Source organism: Halalkalibaculum sp. DA384 (assembly GCF_043951955.1).
Lineage (GTDB): Bacteria > Bacteroidota > Rhodothermia > Balneolales > Balneolaceae > JAMQKA01.
Genome location: NZ_JBINJE010000016.1, coordinates 68781 through 85845, shown reverse-complemented (window position 1 = coordinate 85845; position 17065 = coordinate 68781). Strand labels below are relative to the sequence as shown.

The 17065-nt window shown below is 51.9% G+C and carries 15 protein-coding genes; 7 read left to right on the top strand and 8 right to left on the bottom strand.

Annotated elements, in window-relative coordinates:
- Positions 1–30 precede the first annotated feature (30 nt).
- The 3 genes from ACG2E4_RS10830 to ACG2E4_RS10820 all read left to right on the top strand — a co-directional run bounded on the left by ACG2E4_RS10830 (position 31) and on the right by ACG2E4_RS10820 (position 2862).
- Positions 31–543 carry a thioredoxin family protein gene (locus tag ACG2E4_RS10830; RefSeq protein WP_395276549.1) on the top strand — a complete coding sequence of 171 codons (513 nt, stop codon included), beginning with the start codon at positions 31–33 and terminating at the stop codon, positions 541–543.
- 153 nt (positions 544–696) lie between these two features.
- Entirely contained in the window at positions 697–1647 is a 951-nt protein-coding gene (locus ACG2E4_RS10825; protein WP_395276548.1) for a pyridoxal-phosphate dependent enzyme, read from the top strand.
- A gap of 12 nt (positions 1648–1659) precedes the next feature.
- Positions 1660–2862 (top strand): FAD-dependent oxidoreductase, encoded by a 1203-nt coding sequence (locus ACG2E4_RS10820; protein ID WP_395276547.1) that lies wholly within the window; start codon positions 1660–1662, stop codon positions 2860–2862.
- Between the two features lie 65 nt (positions 2863–2927).
- Here ACG2E4_RS10820 and ACG2E4_RS10815 read toward each other — a convergent pair whose 3' ends face one another.
- Both ACG2E4_RS10815 and ACG2E4_RS10810 read right to left on the bottom strand, forming a co-directional pair.
- Positions 2928–3266 carry a hypothetical protein gene (locus ACG2E4_RS10815; RefSeq protein ID WP_395276546.1) on the bottom strand — a complete coding sequence of 113 codons (339 nt, stop codon included), beginning with the start codon at positions 3264–3266 and terminating at the stop codon, positions 2928–2930.
- Complete coding sequence (locus ACG2E4_RS10810; protein ID WP_395258633.1) at positions 3253–3657, bottom strand: MerC domain-containing protein; 405 nt, start codon at positions 3655–3657, stop codon at positions 3253–3255. The genes ACG2E4_RS10815 and ACG2E4_RS10810 overlap by 14 nt, the downstream gene beginning before the upstream one ends.
- Before the next feature lie 292 nt (positions 3658–3949).
- On the opposite strand from ACG2E4_RS10810, the gene ACG2E4_RS10805 reads away from it, so the two are divergent.
- Together ACG2E4_RS10805 and ACG2E4_RS10800 are read left to right on the top strand one after the other, a co-directional pair.
- On the top strand, positions 3950–7222 hold the full coding sequence (locus tag ACG2E4_RS10805; RefSeq protein WP_395276545.1) for a PDZ domain-containing protein: 3273 nt from the start codon (positions 3950–3952) through the stop codon (positions 7220–7222).
- A gap of 47 nt (positions 7223–7269) precedes the next feature.
- Positions 7270–8205 (top strand): SMP-30/gluconolactonase/LRE family protein, encoded by a 936-nt coding sequence (locus tag ACG2E4_RS10800; protein ID WP_395276544.1) that lies wholly within the window; start codon positions 7270–7272, stop codon positions 8203–8205.
- 174 nt (positions 8206–8379) lie between these two features.
- On the opposite strand, the gene ACG2E4_RS10795 is transcribed toward ACG2E4_RS10800, so the two are convergent.
- Complete coding sequence (locus ACG2E4_RS10795) at positions 8380–10344, bottom strand: aconitate hydratase (protein ID WP_395276543.1); 1965 nt, start codon at positions 10342–10344, stop codon at positions 8380–8382.
- 230 nt (positions 10345–10574) lie between these two features.
- Here ACG2E4_RS10795 and ACG2E4_RS10790 point away from each other — a divergent pair, with 230 nt between their 5' ends.
- A complete protein-coding gene (locus ACG2E4_RS10790; protein WP_395258641.1) occupies positions 10575–10892 on the top strand; it encodes a Dabb family protein in 318 nt (105 codons plus the stop codon).
- Positions 10893–10934: 42 nt separating this feature from the next.
- Here ACG2E4_RS10790 and ACG2E4_RS10785 read toward each other — a convergent pair whose 3' ends face one another.
- A complete protein-coding gene (locus tag ACG2E4_RS10785) occupies positions 10935–11735 on the bottom strand; it encodes a gamma-glutamyl-gamma-aminobutyrate hydrolase family protein (protein ID WP_395276542.1) in 801 nt (266 codons plus the stop codon).
- Positions 11722–12723 carry an amidoligase family protein gene (locus ACG2E4_RS10780; protein ID WP_395258646.1) on the bottom strand — a complete coding sequence of 334 codons (1002 nt, stop codon included), beginning with the start codon at positions 12721–12723 and terminating at the stop codon, positions 11722–11724. The genes ACG2E4_RS10785 and ACG2E4_RS10780 overlap by 14 nt, the downstream gene beginning before the upstream one ends.
- Positions 12724–13398: 675 nt before the next feature.
- On the opposite strand from ACG2E4_RS10780, the gene ACG2E4_RS10775 reads away from it, so the two are divergent.
- Complete coding sequence (locus ACG2E4_RS10775; protein ID WP_395258649.1) at positions 13399–13866, top strand: GbsR/MarR family transcriptional regulator; 468 nt, start codon at positions 13399–13401, stop codon at positions 13864–13866.
- Positions 13867–13943: 77 nt separating this feature from the next.
- On the opposite strand, the gene ACG2E4_RS10770 is transcribed toward ACG2E4_RS10775, so the two are convergent.
- The 3 genes from ACG2E4_RS10770 to mgtE all read right to left on the bottom strand — a co-directional run bounded on the left by ACG2E4_RS10770 (position 13944) and on the right by mgtE (position 16713).
- Positions 13944–14414 carry a dihydrofolate reductase gene (locus ACG2E4_RS10770; RefSeq protein ID WP_395258651.1) on the bottom strand — a complete coding sequence of 157 codons (471 nt, stop codon included), beginning with the start codon at positions 14412–14414 and terminating at the stop codon, positions 13944–13946.
- Positions 14411–15259, bottom strand: a complete 849-nt coding sequence (locus tag ACG2E4_RS10765) for a thymidylate synthase (RefSeq protein WP_395276541.1) — start codon at positions 15257–15259, stop codon at positions 14411–14413. The genes ACG2E4_RS10770 and ACG2E4_RS10765 overlap by 4 nt, the downstream gene beginning before the upstream one ends.
- 71 nt (positions 15260–15330) lie before the next feature.
- Positions 15331–16713, bottom strand: coding sequence for a magnesium transporter (gene mgtE / locus ACG2E4_RS10760; protein ID WP_395276540.1), 1383 nt, complete (start codon positions 16711–16713; stop codon positions 15331–15333).
- Between the last annotated feature and the right edge of the window lie 352 nt (positions 16714–17065).

Genomic DNA, 17065 nt, shown 5'->3' with positions numbered 1-17065 from the left:
AAACAAACGGACCCCTAAAACCATACCGCTATGCAATGGTTGAGTTATCATAAAACCGGTAGTATCGGCCTGATGTTTTTGCTTATCGGGATCCTCGCCACTTCCCAGGCACAGACACAGCCCTTGACATGGCACCCGTTTGAGGAAGCCCTTTCCCTGGCCGACGAGGCTGACCAACCGGTGCTGGTGGATATCTGGGCGCCGTGGTGCGGCTGGTGCCATAAGATGAAACAGGAAGTGTACCCGGCTCTTTCCCAAACGCTGTCATCAGATTTTATTTTGACCCGCCTCAATCGCGACGACAACAGCTCAACAGTCCAGTACCGCAATAATATTTATACTCCACTATCACTGGCACAAGAGCTAAGGGCCGGTTATGTCCCGACGGTGGTGCTGCTGGCTCCCAACGGCGACTACCTGCTACACATTTCCGGATTTACGGATGCCGAGACACTCTCCCCGGTTCTGTCATACATAGCTAAAGGCGCCTATCTTGAGGAATCTTTTACAGATTTTCAGAATCAAACGAGAGATAACGGGTAAGTTCCCATCCTGCAGGGGTTCTCCACCAGTATTTGAATGAGTAGACGTTGACCTCTCCTGTTTTCTAAAAGTTCACTGTTAAAATCACTGTGAATATCTCTAGGTGAATGGTTAGATTCCCGTGCATCAACACCCCAACAACCCAGCGCAATTATGCAAGTTCCTCTTCTTTCAGATATTCGTACTGCACACAAGCTTGTTCGCACCCATGTACACAACACACCGGTATTGACCAGCAGGTCCCTTAATAGTGCCGCCGGTTGCCGGGTATTTCTGAAGTGTGAAAACTTTCAAAAGGTTGGTGCTTTCAAGTTCCGGGGAGCCTCAAACGCGATCTTTTCACTCTCGGACGGGGAAGCCAGGCAGGGCGTCGCTACCCATTCTTCCGGCAACCATGCACAGGCTGTGGCTCTCGCGGCGCAAATGCGTGGGATACCGGCCTATATCGTGATGCCGGAAAACGCGCCGCGCGTCAAGGTAAATGCAGTCAGCGGGTACGGGGCCAACATAACGTTTTGCGAATCGACCCTGCAGGCAAGGGAACGCGCGCTCGATCGGGTGGTCAAAGAAACGGGCGCGACCTTCATCCATCCCTATAACGATCCCCGGATTATCGCCGGACAGGGAACCGCCGCGCTCGAACTCATCGAGGAGCAGCCAGACCTCGATACGATCCTCGCACCAGTGGGAGGCGGGGGGCTCCTCAGCGGCACTGCCATTGCAGCATCCGGGAATCCCGACCTTAACGTCGTCGGCGTGGAACCTGAAGAGGCAGATGATGCGTTTCGATCATTCCAGTCTGGCAGGTTAATACCCATTGAGCACACCGAAACCATCGCCGACGGACTCCGAACCTCCCTGGGAGACCTGACCTTTGCCTGCATCCAGAACCATGCAGACGAGATCGTTACAGTATCGGAAACTGAAATCAAAAACGCGATGCGGTTTGTAATGGAACGGCTCAAAATTGTGATAGAGGCCTCCAGTGCGGTCCCGATTGCGGCCTTGATGAATGGAAAAGTCAACGGTACCATCCAGAATGTCGGGGTCATCGTTTCGGGTGGTAATGTGGATTTTGATCGCCTTCCCTGGAATGACAAATAACATTCACTGAAGATGAACAGCCTCAATAACCAGGTAACCATCATCGGGGCGGGAATTAGTGGTATTACTACGGGCGTTGTTCTTCAACTGCTGGGATATCAAACCCACATTATGTCAAAAGATCGTGCGGATGCCCCTCTGAATCCCAATGATCCAGAATTTGCCAGCCTCTACCCTTCCGCCTCAATTATTCCGCACTCCGTATTTGGAGCAGAGGTCCTCCCCTGTTTCCGCGATTCGCATCAAATTTTCGAACTCCTAATCGACGAACAGGTAGAGGGTATATCACGGAATCAACATTTCGAAGTCTTCGAATATGACAAAGAATCCCCCGACTACGCCCCGATAATGAGCCACTTTCGGCGTATTGACACCACCTGGCAAACCGAGAAAGACGTACCTCTCCGTACTGCAACGGGAAAGCTCTGTGGCTGGACCTTCAATTGCCTGTTCGCAGACTGGCCCGTGTACCTGCCCCTGTTGTTCCGGTGGTACAAGAAGCTGGGAGGCCGTATCTCTATCCGGACACTCGATCGACAATCGGTCGCCCAACTTTCAACCCCAATCATAAATTGTAGTGGACTGACCGGTCACTCCCTGTTTGGTGACTCCGGCTCAGTCAGCGTGTTTAAGGGCCATCTGCTCAAGATTCGGGGCGTGCCGGAGATAAAAAATCGATTCGGGCAAACCATCTCATACAACTATAATCCCAGGACAGCGGTGTATGCCGATGCGGAAGGCAACGCCCAGGATGTATACTGCTACCCCCGTAACGGGGATTGGATTATCGGGGGCAGTCGGCTGGAGGGTACCATGGATTCCAGCGGCCGCTGGAAGGGCATCTCTCCAGAAGCCACTACCAGCGTTGGGGAAATCCTGATTCCCAAACCTGTCATAGAGCTGAATAAGGATATTCTGGCATACACATACGGAATGGATCTCAACCGTTACCGGGATCGTACGGCCCAGGTCGGTTACCGGTATGTCAGGAATAAGCAGGACGGCCTTCGCCTTGAAAAATCACTGGAAGGAAACCGGTTAATCATCCATAACTACGGCCACGGCGGTGCAGGCGTCACCCTCTCCTGGGGATGCGCCATCCGGGTGGCAATACTGTTGAACCAGGAGTTACGGCCGCGGGGAGAGAATTCATATGCTCACAACACCCTGAAAAAGGTGCGAAAAGCCATTCAACAGATGATAAACCGCAGGTGAATTTCCCATCTCCCGATATGTTGTGAACTGCCATCGAAAGAGGTGTCTTCTTGTGGGTCCCGGGTTCAGGCCTCAAACTGTTTTTCTGCGCATTCGGTGCAGTCCAGCCAGGTTTCTGAGGGAATCCGGGGCAGCGCCCTGGGGCTCTTGCCACGCTCAAATACCGGGCGGTACAACACTTCTCCCTTGTGGTGAGACTCGCCGCACGAATGGCAATTGACCTCGTCATCAATCTCTTTGGGGGTGTACCCGGTGATCACCCAGCCCTCATGACCGATGTGGGCGGCCAGGCTTTCCAGGGCAGCCCGTACGGTTTGGGATTTATTCCCGTCATAATACTTGCCTGAAAGTTGCTCGAGTAGCTTTACCGTTTCCTCGTTGAGGGTAAAGTTAAGACGTTTCATGATCCAGTGCGGTTTTGCAGCGATTTTTGTGATACCGGTAATTGAACCAGTGACCGGCGACCAGCAGACCACTCCCCGCCATCGTTACGGCAGCCTCTCCGAAATTTCCGAGCGGGTCATGCAGCAGCCACGCCAACCCCACGACAAGCAACCCGGCATAGAGCAAAGCGGGGACACGGCTATCGACTACTCCGCCCCGCAGTGCAAAAATTACGGTGGGCACAATAAGTAAAAAAAGGATCGGATGCGTCCAGTCGTGGATCGCCTCGGCTGCCGGCCATAACGGTAAAAGAGCTATAGCTACCGGGAAAAAAAGGCAGTGGACAGCGCAGATCCCCGAAAGACTGATGCCGAGACGATCCCATAGGGCGGGGGAAGGTTCTTTTTTCAACTTTTCAACAAAAATTCTTGTTAACACTTCAGTGTGTATAAATATACACACTGATTGGAAATTTGTAAAAACATTTTTGTACATTTTTTGAAACACGATGGTTGTGCTATCGTAATCGTTTTTTACTGAGAAAGAGGGTTTTCCCAAGACCAGTGCCTGCAGCGAATTTGATACAGTTTTAAATCCCATAAATGAGGATTAAACTTCGCACACATGGCAAATTTGGCCAAAACAACGATTTTGCTAAACCCTCCATAATAAATCTACTTAACAAGCTGAATTCGGGGATATCATGAAACAATTTACCTTTCTGACCTCATTACTCACCTCTATTTTCTGTATTGGTTTGGTTGCCGACTTGTCGGCCCAGGTCGATGCCCGGATGCTCCGCCAGCCTGACGTCTCTGAAACAGATATTGTTTTTTCATACGCCGGCGATATCTGGATCGTGCCGAAAGAGGGCGGTACTGCAAACCGACTGACAACTGCCAGCGGTCAGGAATCATTTCCGCGATTTTCTCCGGATGGGTCTAAGGTGGCGTTTAATGCCAACTACGACGGCAATAATGATATTTACGTAATCCCGGCCAAGGGGGGCGTGCCTCGTCGTATCACGCATCACCCGATGACCGAGCGGGTGCTGGACTGGTTCCCGGACGGGGAGGAGATCCTGTTTTCATCCAGCCAAAAAAGCGGCCGCCAGCGCTACAACCAGTTTTACCGGGTACCTGTAAACGGTGGATTGCCGGAAAAGCTGCCGGTGCCGTATGGCGAATTTGGCGCAATATCCCCGGATGGACAGACCATCGCCTACACTCCGATATCGCGGGCATTCCGCACCTGGAAGCGGTACCGAGGCGGCATGAACCCGGATATCACGCTTTTCGAGCTGGAGACGTACCAATCAGAGCAAATTACCGAGAGTGATGCCAACGATGACCAGCCGATGTGGCACGGCTCCACGCTCTATTTTGTGTCAGACCGCGGGGATAATCTCCGCTACAACATCTGGGCGTATGATCAACACAGCGGGCAAAAACGCCAGGTTACTGATTTCACCGATTATGACATCCATTTCCCGGCCATCGGTCCCTCCGACATGGTCTTTGAGGCCGGTGGTAACTTGTTCCTGATGGACCTGGATACCGAGGAAACCCGGGAAATTGAGGTCGATGTAGTGACGGACAAAACCTCCCTGAAACCGCATACCGAGAATGTTAGTACCCTGATTCAGAACAGTTTCATTTCTCCAGACGGGAAACGCGCCCTTTTCCAGGCCCGGGGCGATCTTTTTTCTGTTCCGGCAGAACATGGGCCCATCCTGAATTTGACGCGCAGCTCCGGGATTGCCGAACGCTTTCCCGCCTGGTCTCCGGACGGGAACTACGTGGCCTACTGGAGCGACCGATCGGGCGAATACGAACTGGCTGTTCGCGATAACAGGGGAACTGGAGATGAGCGCACGCTGACAACCACCGGTTCCAAATTCAAGTACAACCTGTACTGGTCGCCTGACAGCAAAAAGCTGGTATTTGTTGACAACGCCATGAATATCAGACTCTACGACAGAGAAGAAGATAACCTCACAACCATTGGCAGGGGGCAGTGGATGTATGAAGGCACCCTCCGCAATTTTTCAGCCGGCTGGTCGCCTGACAGTCGCTGGGTCGCATTTTCACGGGGAATGGGCAACCGCCAGAACGCCATTTTTATCTACCATACCGAGACTGGAGAAACGACGCAGTTAACCTCCAGCTACTATCACGACCGCCGACCCGTTTTTGATCCGGATGGGAACTATCTCTATTTCCTTTCCAGCCGGACAATGAACCCGGCGTACAGCGATCTCGACAATACCTGGATATACGCCAATAGCACCAATATTGTCGCCGTTCCCCTGACCGACGAAATCGATTCTCCCCTGGCGCCCCGCAATGACGAAGTGGAAATTAAGGACGGGAGCGAGCCTGTTAATGGGAATGGGAGTAAAAGTGAGCAGGAAGAAACCAAAGAAGTCGAGATCGATCTCGAAGGATTTGAGTCGCGCCTGGTACAGCTTCCCCCCGAGGCCGGAAATTATGGAGATATCAGTGCACTCTCCGGTAAAGTGCTGTATCAACGCTTTGCCCGAACGGGGGCGGCCGGAAATGGCAGCACCCTGGCCTATTACGACCTGGAAGAGCGGGAAGAAAAGGAGATTATAGACGGCATCAGCGGGTACCAGCTTTCGGCTGACCGAGACAAGATTCTCGTTCAGAGCCAGGACAAGTACGCCATTATTGATCCGTCTCCCGGGCAGGAGATCAGCAAACCGCTCCGGACCGGTGAGCTGACCATGAATATTACCCCCGAAGAAGAGTGGCAACAAATATTTAACGATGCCTGGCGCCTGGTGCGAGATTATTTTTATGATCCAAATTTCCACGGAGTAGACTGGAAAGCCATGAAAGAGCGGTATCAGCACATGCTCGATGACGCTGTTACCCGCAATGATGTAAATTATGTGGTCGGGGAACTGATCGCCGAGCTCAACGCTTCACACACGTATCGCGGCGGCGGAGACCAGGAAAGTGCCGAGCAGCGCGGCGTGGGTTTGCTGGGCATCGACTGGGAGCTCGACAACGGCGCATATCGCATTGAAAATATTGTGCAGGGCGCTCCCTGGGATAACGAGGTGCGCTCTCCTTTCAGTCAGCCTGGCGTGGATGTCGAGGAGGGTGATTATATTCTTGCTGTTAACGGCGTGCCCATCGACACCGGCCGAGATCCATACGCCGCCTTCCAGGGCCTGGCCGGGGAAACGGTTGAGCTAACTGTAAACAGCGAACCCACGATGGAAAACGCACAAAAGGTGCTGGTGGAAACCCTCGCAGATGAAACCCGGCTCCGCCACCTGGCGTGGATAGAATCTAACCGACAGCGGGTAGCCGAGGCCACTGACAACAGGGTGGGATACATCTATGTCCGCAGTACCGGCATTGATGGACAGAACGAGCTGGTCCGGCAGTTTATGGCCCAATATGACAAGGAGGCACTCATCATTGACGAACGCTTTAACAGCGGCGGTCAAATTCCCGACCGCTTTATCGAGCTCCTAAACCGACCGGAATTGGCCTACTGGGCTGTACGCGACGGGCAGGACTGGCAGTGGCCGCCCGTGGCCAGTTTTGGCCCGAAAGTGATGCTCATCAACGGGTGGAGCGGCTCCGGCGGTGATGCCTTTCCCTCCTACTTCAGGCAGTCGGGTCTCGGTCCCCTGATCGGGACCCGCACGTGGGGCGGCCTCATCGGAATCACGGGCGTCCCGGACCTGGTCGACGGGGGCACCGTAACCGTGCCGACATTCCGCATGTATTATCCTGACGGCGAATGGTTTCCCGAAGGACACGGCGTGGAGCCAGATATCCGGGTGGAAGACGATCCCACCCAGCTTGCACAGGGAACCGATCCACAGCTGGAGCGTGCGATCCGGGAAATCAGGCGCCAGTTGAAGCTGAATCCCCACCAGAAACCACAGCGCCCACGGTACGAAAACCGGACCGGCACAGGTGCCAACAACAATTAACCTGGCTTGTTAATACAACTATTTGCCAACATTCAATAAAATACACCATGCTGATTAATCACCGTTCGAAACTGTCCACTACACACCGCTTTTTGTGCAATTTTACCATCTCGCTACTTTTCTTCGTGTTCCTGTCCATCCCGCTGCTGAATGCCCAAAACATGTCTCTCGCGGCAGAAAATGCCGAACTTGAGCTCCTATCGGATCGGTTTGCCTTTACCGAGGGGCCGGCAGCCGACCGCAAAGGCAACATATTTTTCACCGATCAACCGAATAACCACATCTGGAAATACAGTATTGACGGAGAGTTGACACTGTATATGGATGAAGCAGGTCGCTCAAACGGCATGTACTTTGATCACAAGGGAAACCTGCTTACCTGTGCCGACGAAAAAAGCCAGCTGTGGCGCATCAACCCGGATAAAACGGTTGAAGTGCTTGTCGATCAGTTCAGGGGAAAGCGACTGAACGGGCCAAACGATCTCTGGGTAGACCCCAAAGGCGGAGTATATTTTACAGACCCGTATTACCAGCGTGACTACTGGGAGCGAACAGAACCGGAACTGGACCAGCAGCGCGTGTACTATCTCACCCCAGACAGGCAGGAGGTTGTCATTGTGGCTGACGAGCTGGTCAAACCCAACGGTATTATCGGTACGCCCGACGGAGAAACGCTTTATGTGGCAGATATCGGCGATCAAAAAACGTACTCTTATGCCATTGAATCCAACGGCCACCTTTCAGATAAAACCGGGTTTACCGATATGGGATCAGACGGGATGACGATCGACGAGCAGGGCAATATATACCTCACCGGGGATGGCGTCACCATATTCAACAAGGCCGGCAGACAGGTTGAGCATATACCCGTTCCCGAAAACTGGACTGCAAACGTGACCTTCGGTGGATCAGACCGGCAAACGCTGTTTATCACCGCAAGTAGGTCGGTGTATACGCTGCAAATGAACGTAGAAGGGCGATAATCAACAAAACAAGACTTGTTCAAAAACTCACGACAAGCCTTTTCACTTGACCGGCAAAACCCGGATTACAAAAAGCGGAATCAAAAAAATGGCACCTTTTTTCAAAGGTGCCATTAATGGATTGTGAAGTGCAGTCCGGATATGATATCCGGTTTATTTAATAGAAAACGAAACTTAGCCCGCTTTCTTTTCGGCCTTGAAGCGGTTAATCACTCCGCCGTGAAGCACCGCTTCTTTCTGCCGGTCGCTAAACGTGTGCTTGACCGTGTATTTTTTGTCTTTTGTTTTATTGTGGATAACAACTTCATTGCCATTCTTGATAGCTTTCCGGATATCGTTCACTTCAAGAATATCTCCCTGGTCAATGTCTTCATAGTCAGCATCGTTTTCGAATTCAAGCGGCGGGATACCAAAGTTGATCAGGTTTTGCCAGCCAATACGCGCATAGCTTTTCGCGATGACGGCTCGCATGCCCAGGTAGCGCGGAGCGATTGCCGCATGTTCCCGGCTCGATCCCTGCGCGTAGTTTTCGCCGGCAACAACTACGTGTCCCCCATGCTCTTCCTTCGCTTCCATCGCTCGATCGTGGAAGTTTTTGTCCACAACATCGAGCGTGAACTTGCTGATTTCCGGAATGTTGCTTCGGTACGGCAGTACTTCCGCCCCGGCGCGCAGGATCTCATCGGTAGAGATGTCATCTCCCATCTTGAGCAGCACGGGTACGTCGAAATCTTTCAGCTCATCAAAATCCGGCATTGTTGAGATATTCGGTCCCTTCTTGATCTCTCCGCGCTCTTCTTTTGGCTTTGGAGGCGTGAGCATCTCGGTATTTATGTGAATATCCTGCGGATACTCAAATTCGGGATATTTCATGTTATAGAGATCCTCAAGATCGCGGGGATCGGTAATTTTACCGGTCAGCGCCGATGCCGCCGCCGTTTCCGGGCTTACCAGGAAGACCGAATCTTCCGGGGTTCCGGAGCGGTCCGGGAAGTTGCGCGGTACCGTGCGCAGGCTGTTTTGTCCCGATGCCGGTGCCTGTCCCATGCCGATACAGCCGTTACAGCCGGCCTGGTGAATACGGGCGCCAGACTGTACAAGGTTAAACATCACATTGTTTTTGACCATATTTTCGATAATCTGCCGCGATGTCGGGTTGATATCCCAAGATACATTGTCATTTACCGTCTTGTCTTTGACAATCTCGGAGGCGATCCAGAAGTCGCGGTAGCCCGGGTTTGCCGAAGAACCGACATATGACTGGTAAATTTCCTGGCCTTCAACTTCGCGGACCGGGACCACGTTACCCGGACTGCTGGGCAGGGCTATAAGCGGCTCAACCTCATCAAGCACCAGCTCCTCATACTTGTCATATTCGGCCCCTTCATCGGCCTTCAGCTCAACAAATTCGTGGCCGCGCTCCTGCGACTCCATGAACCGGCGCACTTCGCCATCAGCCGGAAAGACGGTACTGGTGGCGCCCATCTCGGTGCCCATGTTAGCAATGACGTGACGATCCATCGTCGAAAGGTTCTTCAAGCCTTCCCCAAAATATTCGATAACGTAGCCCGTCGCCCCGTCCACGTCGTAGCGGCGCAGCATTTCGAGCACCACATCCTTGGCGCTCACCCAGTCAGGAAGTTCACCTTTCAGCTCAACGCCCAGCACTTTGGGCATTTTGATATACAGAGGTTCACCGGCGATCGCAAAGGCGACATCGAGGCCGCCGGACCCGATGGCGAGCATCCCCATGCACCCGGAAGCGGGCGTATGGCTGTCGGAACCCGCCAGCGTCTTGCCCGGAATGGCAAAACGTTCCGTTTCGATAGGATGGCTCACTCCATTACCCGGTCGACTGAACCACATGCCAAATCGCTCGGCGGCAGACTTCAGGAACACGTGATCATCGGGGTTTTTAAAATCTGTTTGAATCAGGTTGTGATCTACGTACTGGCAAGACAATTCTGTTTTTGCTTCATCCAGTTCCATCGCCTCCAGTTCCAGCATCACCATCGTGCCGGTGGCATCCTGCGTTAGCGTCTGATCAATTTTCAGGCCGATTTCCTGACCCGGAACCATCTCACCATCTACCAGATGGCTTTTAATCAGTTTCTGGGTAACATTAAGTGGTTTACTCATGAGATATATAAATATTTTTTAATTTTGATCGCTTAAGTTGTTGTCTACTAAAAACTTATAAAGTTTAAATCGTTTCCCAAAGGTACTTATTTAGATTCATTTTGAATTTCGGTCTGTCCCCGGATCGATAAACAGGATTTGGCTTTCGCATTCAGAGTTCGTTAATTACTCTCAATCCTACGATAACTTTCAGCACAACCAACACACAAAACAATAATCGGGAGAACTGTATGATTCGTCATGTCGTCATGTGGAAATTAAAAGAGGAAGCCGCAGGGGCTACCAGGCAGAAAAATGCCGAAAAGATGAAGCTGATCCTCGAAGGATTAAAGACCAATATTGATGAGATAAAAAATGTGGAAGTTGGGATCAATATTAATTCCGATGAAGAGCCGGACATGGCGTACGATGTAGTGCTGATTTCCGATTTTGAGACCGAACTGGATTTTACGATGTATACCCGCAATGCCCATCACAAAAAGGCTGTCGATTTTATTGAATCAGTTGTCGAAGAGCGCCGGTATGTGGATTACAAGGTTGATACGTGAGAACCAGGCGAAACCGTCAACCGGTGGTTACGGGTAAAGCCTTTAATTCTTACCGCTCGCTGCCCTGGCCGCATCGACCAGGGCCTTGAAAATATTTCGCTGTCCCGCCACATGGGGCATATACTCCGGATGCCACTGCACTCCTATCAAAAAAGGGGCGTCTGGTTGTTCTACAGCCTGGATGATACCCGTTTTTTCCCGTGCTACTACACGGAGCGGGGGTGCCAGCTTGTCAATCGCCTGGTTATGCATCGCATTCACGGTGATCGTCCCTTCGTCAAGCAGTTTACCCAGCCTGCTTTCACGGTCCACTTCCACGCTTTTTTTTGGAAAGATGGAATAAACGCGTGGAACTTCCCCATAAAAGCCGGTGATGTCCTGGTAGAGCGTTCCCCCCAGGTTGACATTAATCAGCTGCGCGCCCCGGCATATACCCAGTACCGGTATTCCCCGCTCCAGCGCATGATTCAGATAACGCAACTCCAGCTCATCCCGCTCTTTATCAATACTGCGGGTATCAGCAGCAAACAGCTTGCGCACCAAAAAAATGAAGGGATACATGAATATTGAGAATGCCTGAATCACATATTGCCACACACCACCCTTTTTGGAAACGCCCGGTCCCGAGGCTGATTCACGCCGCTGCCCGTAGTACCGGGGATTGACATCTGCCCCTCCCCCCAGAATCAGTCCATCCAGTTGTTCAGCGGGATAAAGCTGTTCGGTAGTTATGCGCACCGCCTCCGCCCCTTGCAGCCAAAGAGCTAGCTTGGTGAAAAGCCAGCCTGCGGTGCCGCCGTGGTCGGGGCTGGTAACTCCTATAATCGGTTTAGTTTTCTTCATCCAGATCCAGTAGTATTGCTGTGGTTTTGGCCCACTCCTTCCGAAACGAAACAAATGTCTCTCCTTTCCTGAACAGGTACAAGCGGCTTAGTTTGTCCAGCATCTCGCTGTTTGACGCCAGTTTTTCGACCTCTGTCCAGCGCTTCAATTCGGATTTAAATCTCCAGTTAGGATCCTCAATCCTGCTGTTGGGCAGCCGGTAGTGGAAGGTGGGACGAGGCCGGTTTTTTTCATCTCCCAAAACATCTGCGACTTGCTCCTCTGCGAGCATCGCCCAGATCGGCATCATATCCAGCGGCCGGTTTCTGGTGGGACTGAACTCCAGGTAGTCCGTAATCAGCTGTTGCATCGAAGGCTTGTAGTCGCGTTGCAAGATCCGCTCCACGTACTGGTCGGGGAAGTGATCGATGAAGGGTGAAATTCGCCGTGAAAGGTTAATGTCCAGTTCTTCGAGCAGCCAGGGATAAAGGATAAAAAATGCCCGTAAATAACGGAGCAGCAGATCGACTTCCAGAGAAGGAGCCTCAATATTGATATGCATCCCAAACGCGTGCATCCACGACGATTCGGTACCCTCGGCTTTCTGCTGCTGCAGCTTCTCCCGCAAATCTTCCAGTACCGCGAGTTCCCCGACCGGAAGCGGCGGCATCACGATTTCAAGCGGAATTACCGCCTTCGCCAGCTTGTCAAGGATATCACCGATGGAATCTTTAATCGCCTCCTCGTCAATATCCAGGTCCCAATTTGCCAGCAATTCAGTCCCCGCCATTTTTTTCAGTATACGGGCATCCAGCTCAACCTCAAAATCGCCCAGATTCGTATTAACAACACTAAACTGATAGCGGTGTCTCTTCTTAATTTCACCGCCATACAGATCCCGGATAATCCGTGCGGCTTCCTCAATTTCCAATCCCGCAAACTCAAGCTCAAGGCCGACTTTTCGGGGTTTTCCCTCGCTATTATTGGGAATCGGCAAATCCAATGACATTAAGAGTTCCTTCCTGAACAGTTCATTATAATTCGTTTGCACCAGCGAAATGGTCTTTATACCCGTAAAATAGTGAAAAGTATTTGCCTTCCTTTGATCTTATTCTCACAATCAAAAAAAATATACCACTGAACCAACAATAGATTCGGATGAAGCGATCCTGCCTCTACCTGCTGCCCATTTAGCTGCTGATACCCTGCCTGGCTGCCGGGCAGCAACAAGCCCGGATAACCGACATCATACCCAGTGGAGGCAGTGAAATTGAAAATGGGGTTCTTATCGTTCAGAATGGAGTAATAACCGGTATCGGGGAAGCCGGTGAGCTTGATATTCCCGATAATGCCGATATCACGGATGTCTCCGGCAAAGTGATTATGCCGGGACTGGTGGTTATCACCGATGGACGGATGGTAAACAAATAAGGCGCCGGTCTAGAAGTATCCTCCTTCTGATCCAGCTTCCCTCAACCAAAATTGAACCATTTTTTTGTTATACTGCTGCAGGGTCTTGAGTATCGCGGCGAGTGAAATATCCCCGGCAATTGCTCTCTGCTACAACCGCCGATAATTACCTTGTCCGAAAAATACAGAAGCTCAAATTCGGAGGTTCAAAACAGATATCCTGGAACGCCTGGTTTTAACTGCTTTTTCACTTCTTAAGATACAGTTCTAATACATGGAAGATACAGACCAAGAAATAAATGAAGAAAAGCTGAAGTTTACTGAAAATTTCAGCTTGATTTTTGAAGAAAACGGCCATCCCAGAATAGCAGGCCAGATTATCGGGTGGCTCATCATTTGTGAACCACCGGAGCAGTCATTTTCAGACCTGGTGGAAAATTTGCAGGTCAGCAAGGCTTCGGTCAGTAATATGACGCGTTTGCTTCTGCAGGTGGGCTTTATCGAAAAAGTGCGCAAACCGGGAGAGCGCCAGGTCTATTTCAGGCTTGTGGATGATGCTTGGCGGCAGGTTATGGAAAATCATCTTGAATTTGTGTTTTCGCTGCGGGACCTGGCCTCCGAATACCTGGAAAACGCCGACCACAAAGAGATCGACCGGCTGCATGAGATGTATGAATACCACAAATTCATCGCCCAGAAAATGCCGCAGGTGATAGAAGATTTTAAAAAGGAAAAGAACTAAATAACGAACCCGTTCGGATCTAAATTGGAGCGTTATACACTCGTTGGAGGGTTGTGTTTATCGTTCCAAGGAGCACCTCAGATACGTTCATATTCTACGATGGTAAACTCCCCGTGCTCTTCCCGGTTGGTTTCTCTCCATTTTGTTCCTATATCATCACGGTACTCCGGGAAAAAAGTGTCTCCCTCGTATTCTTTGTGGATCTTCGTAATTACTAATTTGTCAGCCCGTCCGATCGTCTGCCGGTAGATTTCTCCTCCCCCTATAACATACACCAACTCAAAGTCTTTTAGGTATTCGAGTGCCTTGTCAATCGTGTTGAAAGCAGGCACGTGATCATAATCTCTGCTGCGACTGAGCACTACATTTTCGCGGCCGGGCAGCGGCTTTTCTCCGAGCTCTTCAAACTCCCCCCGTCCCATCAACACCGGGTACCCCATCGTGGTTTCCTTGAAGTGCTTCATATCTTCCGGGTAATGCCACGGCAGGTCCCCGTCTTTGCCTATCACCAGGTTGGGATCGTGTGCGGCAATCAGCACCAACTTCATACGGCCACCTCAAACTTGATGGAGGGATGCGGATTGTAGCCGTGAAGCTGGAAGTCCTCGAACGTCAACTCATCCACCGGCTTGTCGGCGATCTCCAGGCGGGGCAATTTCCGCGGCTCGCGGGTTAGCTGCTCCTTCAGCCCGTCAATATGGTTTTCATAGATGTGAGCATCCACGATGGTGTGGGCAAACGTGCCGTACTCCAGCCCTACTTCGTTGGCAATCGCCATCGTAAGCGCGGCGTAGCACGCCAGGTTAAACGGGATGCCGAGCGCAATGTCACCGGAACGCTGCGTAAGGTGGCAGTTCAGCTTCCCGTCCGCCACGTTGAAAATATACATCAGGTGGCAGGGCGGCAGCGCCATCTTTTTCAGCAGACCGGGATGCCAGGCGCTCACAACGATCCGGCGGCTGTTGGGATTGCTCTTCAGCATGTCGATCGCCCGCTGCACCTGGTCAAACTCCTTCTTTATCAGCTGGGTTTGGACAATGTCGGAGGCATTGCCCTCGAAACTGAGCTCTTCCTCCTCAAAATAGGGAAAGTTCCGCCACAGCACCGGGTAGATTGGCCCCACGTGCCCGTCCTCATTGGCCCAGGCATCCCAGATGTGGCAGTCCTTTTCATCTCGCAGCCAGCGAATATGGTCTTCGCCCCGCAGGTACCACAGCAGCTCCAGGATTACCGACCGAAAATAGACTTTCTTGGTGGTCAGCAGCGGAAATCCCTCGGAGAGATCCACCTTGTAAAACTCGGAAAAACTGGTAATGGTGTCGATGCCGGTACGATTTTCTTTACGGACTCCGTGTTCCAACACGTTACGGACCAGGTCTAAATATTGCTTCATCTGTTCACTATTATTTAAAATTTTCTATTGGGCATTGCCGATAAAACGGGCAATTCTTGTCATCTTGCAAATTATAATACCACCCCCTGCAAGAGCAGCAGAGCGATGGAAAAGTAGATAATAATCCCGGTGACATCCACAAGTGTAGCCACAAACGGTGCCGAGGTAACAGCGGGATCGAGTCCCATCTTCGACATTAAAAAAGGTAACATCGATCCGCTTAAATTCCCAAACAATACCACGCCCACCAGGCTGCACCCCACCGTCAGGGCCTGCAGTACCAGGCTGAGCGAAAACAGTTCCCCGCGGAACATCATCCAGGCCGCGATAACCACAGATCCCATCAGCCCGATCAGCCCGCCCAGCAGGGCCCCGGAAAGAAACTCCCTTTTCAGTACTTTATTCCAGTCCTCCAGGTTGATGTCATCGGTGGAAAGCGCTCTTATGATAAGAGTAGCCGCCTGGGAGCCGGAGTTTCCGCCGCTTGAAATAATCATGGGTATAAAAAAGGAGAGCATCGCCGCCGCGGCCAGGGCACTTTCGTAGGTTGCCATGGCGGTAACCGTCAACATCTGCCCCATAAACAGGATGACGAGCCATCCAATCCGCTTTTTTACCATCTCGCTGACGGAGGTCTGGGAGTAGTAGTCGTCCAGCGCATCCATCCCGGCCATCAGCTGCATATCCTCGGTCGTCTCCTCCTCGGCTACGTCGATTACGTCATCCACGGTTACGATACCCACCAGGATGCCGTCGGAGTCGACCACCGGCATCGCCACGCGATCGTACTTGCTGAGCATTTTTACCGCGTCCTCCTGGTCTTCAAAGGCCGAAAGCGCTTCAAACGACTCATCCATCAGCGATGCTATCGTGGCCTCCGGATCGGCCAGAATCAGCTGGTTGAGGCGGAGATCGTCGATCAGGTGCTCGTGCTCATCCACCACGTAGATCACGTTCACCGTTTCGGCGCTGTGCCCGTACTTGCGGATATGCTCCAGGCTCTGCCGGATGGTCCAGTCTCTGCGCACTTTGACGTACCGCGGGGTCATCAGCCGTCCCACGCTCTCCTCGGGGTAGCCGAGCAGCTTCTGCACCAGCTTGCGATCGTCGGTCTTCATGGAGTTCATCATCCGCTGGGTGAGGTGACCGGGCAGCTCCTCCATCAGGGCCACGCGCTCATCCGGCTCCAGGTTCGACATCACCTCGCTGAGCTGCTGGGCGGTAAACACTTCGAGCAGCTCCACTCCCTTCTGTGAGCTGAGATAGGTAAATACATCCGCGGCTTTCTGTTTTTTAAGCAGCCGGAAGATGACAATTGCCACCTGGGCTTCCAGCTCTTCCAGCAGCTCCGCCACGTCCACCGCCGGCACATCGTTCAGAATGTCCTTCAGCGCGACCCAATCTTTATTTTTGATCAGTTCATCGAACTCGGGTTTGAGAAGATCGACAATCATGGAGATCCAAACTAGGGTTAAGTATTACCGATGTTCCGGGAGGTGGCCACGCGCCCGGGAATCGCTCTGGAGAGGGCATTGGAAAACCAGCAGTTTTGTCCAGCTGGGCGAATTCAAAACCGCAGTTTATCTTATGCAGATGTGGTTTTTGAATTCGCAACCATACCGGGATTGGGCAAACCAACGGTTTTGCAACGTCCTGTTGGATTAACGCAAGAGCGATTCACCGTTATTTATATTCGGTGGGAATTTAAGCCAAGTAGCGGTGGAATCAAAGTGGGGAAAATGGTTCTGCCGCCTGCTCCTCTCTCCGCCCGTGTTTCCGGGCCCGCACAATTCTTCCTACCGAGTT

Coding starts and splice junctions, on each gene's coding strand:
- ACG2E4_RS10775 (WP_395258649.1), top strand. CDS start 13,399: ATGGAAGATACAGACCAAGAAATAAATGAAGAAAAGCTGAAGTTTACT.
- ACG2E4_RS10800 (WP_395276544.1), top strand. CDS start 7,270: ATGCTGATTAATCACCGTTCGAAACTGTCCACTACACACCGCTTTTTG.
- ACG2E4_RS10790 (WP_395258641.1), top strand. CDS start 10,575: ATGATTCGTCATGTCGTCATGTGGAAATTAAAAGAGGAAGCCGCAGGG.
- ACG2E4_RS10780 (WP_395258646.1), bottom strand. CDS start 12,723: ATGTCATTGGATTTGCCGATTCCCAATAATAGCGAGGGAAAACCCCGA.
- ACG2E4_RS10820 (WP_395276547.1), top strand. CDS start 1,660: ATGAACAGCCTCAATAACCAGGTAACCATCATCGGGGCGGGAATTAGT.
- ACG2E4_RS10830 (WP_395276549.1), top strand. CDS start 31: ATGCAATGGTTGAGTTATCATAAAACCGGTAGTATCGGCCTGATGTTT.
- ACG2E4_RS10825 (WP_395276548.1), top strand. CDS start 697: ATGCAAGTTCCTCTTCTTTCAGATATTCGTACTGCACACAAGCTTGTT.
- mgtE (WP_395276540.1), bottom strand. CDS start 16,713: ATGATTGTCGATCTTCTCAAACCCGAGTTCGATGAACTGATCAAAAAT.
- ACG2E4_RS10805 (WP_395276545.1), top strand. CDS start 3,950: ATGAAACAATTTACCTTTCTGACCTCATTACTCACCTCTATTTTCTGT.
- ACG2E4_RS10785 (WP_395276542.1), bottom strand. CDS start 11,735: ATGAAGAAAACTAAACCGATTATAGGAGTTACCAGCCCCGACCACGGC.
- ACG2E4_RS10815 (WP_395276546.1), bottom strand. CDS start 3,266: ATGAAACGTCTTAACTTTACCCTCAACGAGGAAACGGTAAAGCTACTC.
- ACG2E4_RS10765 (WP_395276541.1), bottom strand. CDS start 15,259: ATGAAGCAATATTTAGACCTGGTCCGTAACGTGTTGGAACACGGAGTC.
- ACG2E4_RS10770 (WP_395258651.1), bottom strand. CDS start 14,414: ATGAAGTTGGTGCTGATTGCCGCACACGATCCCAACCTGGTGATAGGC.
- ACG2E4_RS10795 (WP_395276543.1), bottom strand. CDS start 10,344: ATGAGTAAACCACTTAATGTTACCCAGAAACTGATTAAAAGCCATCTG.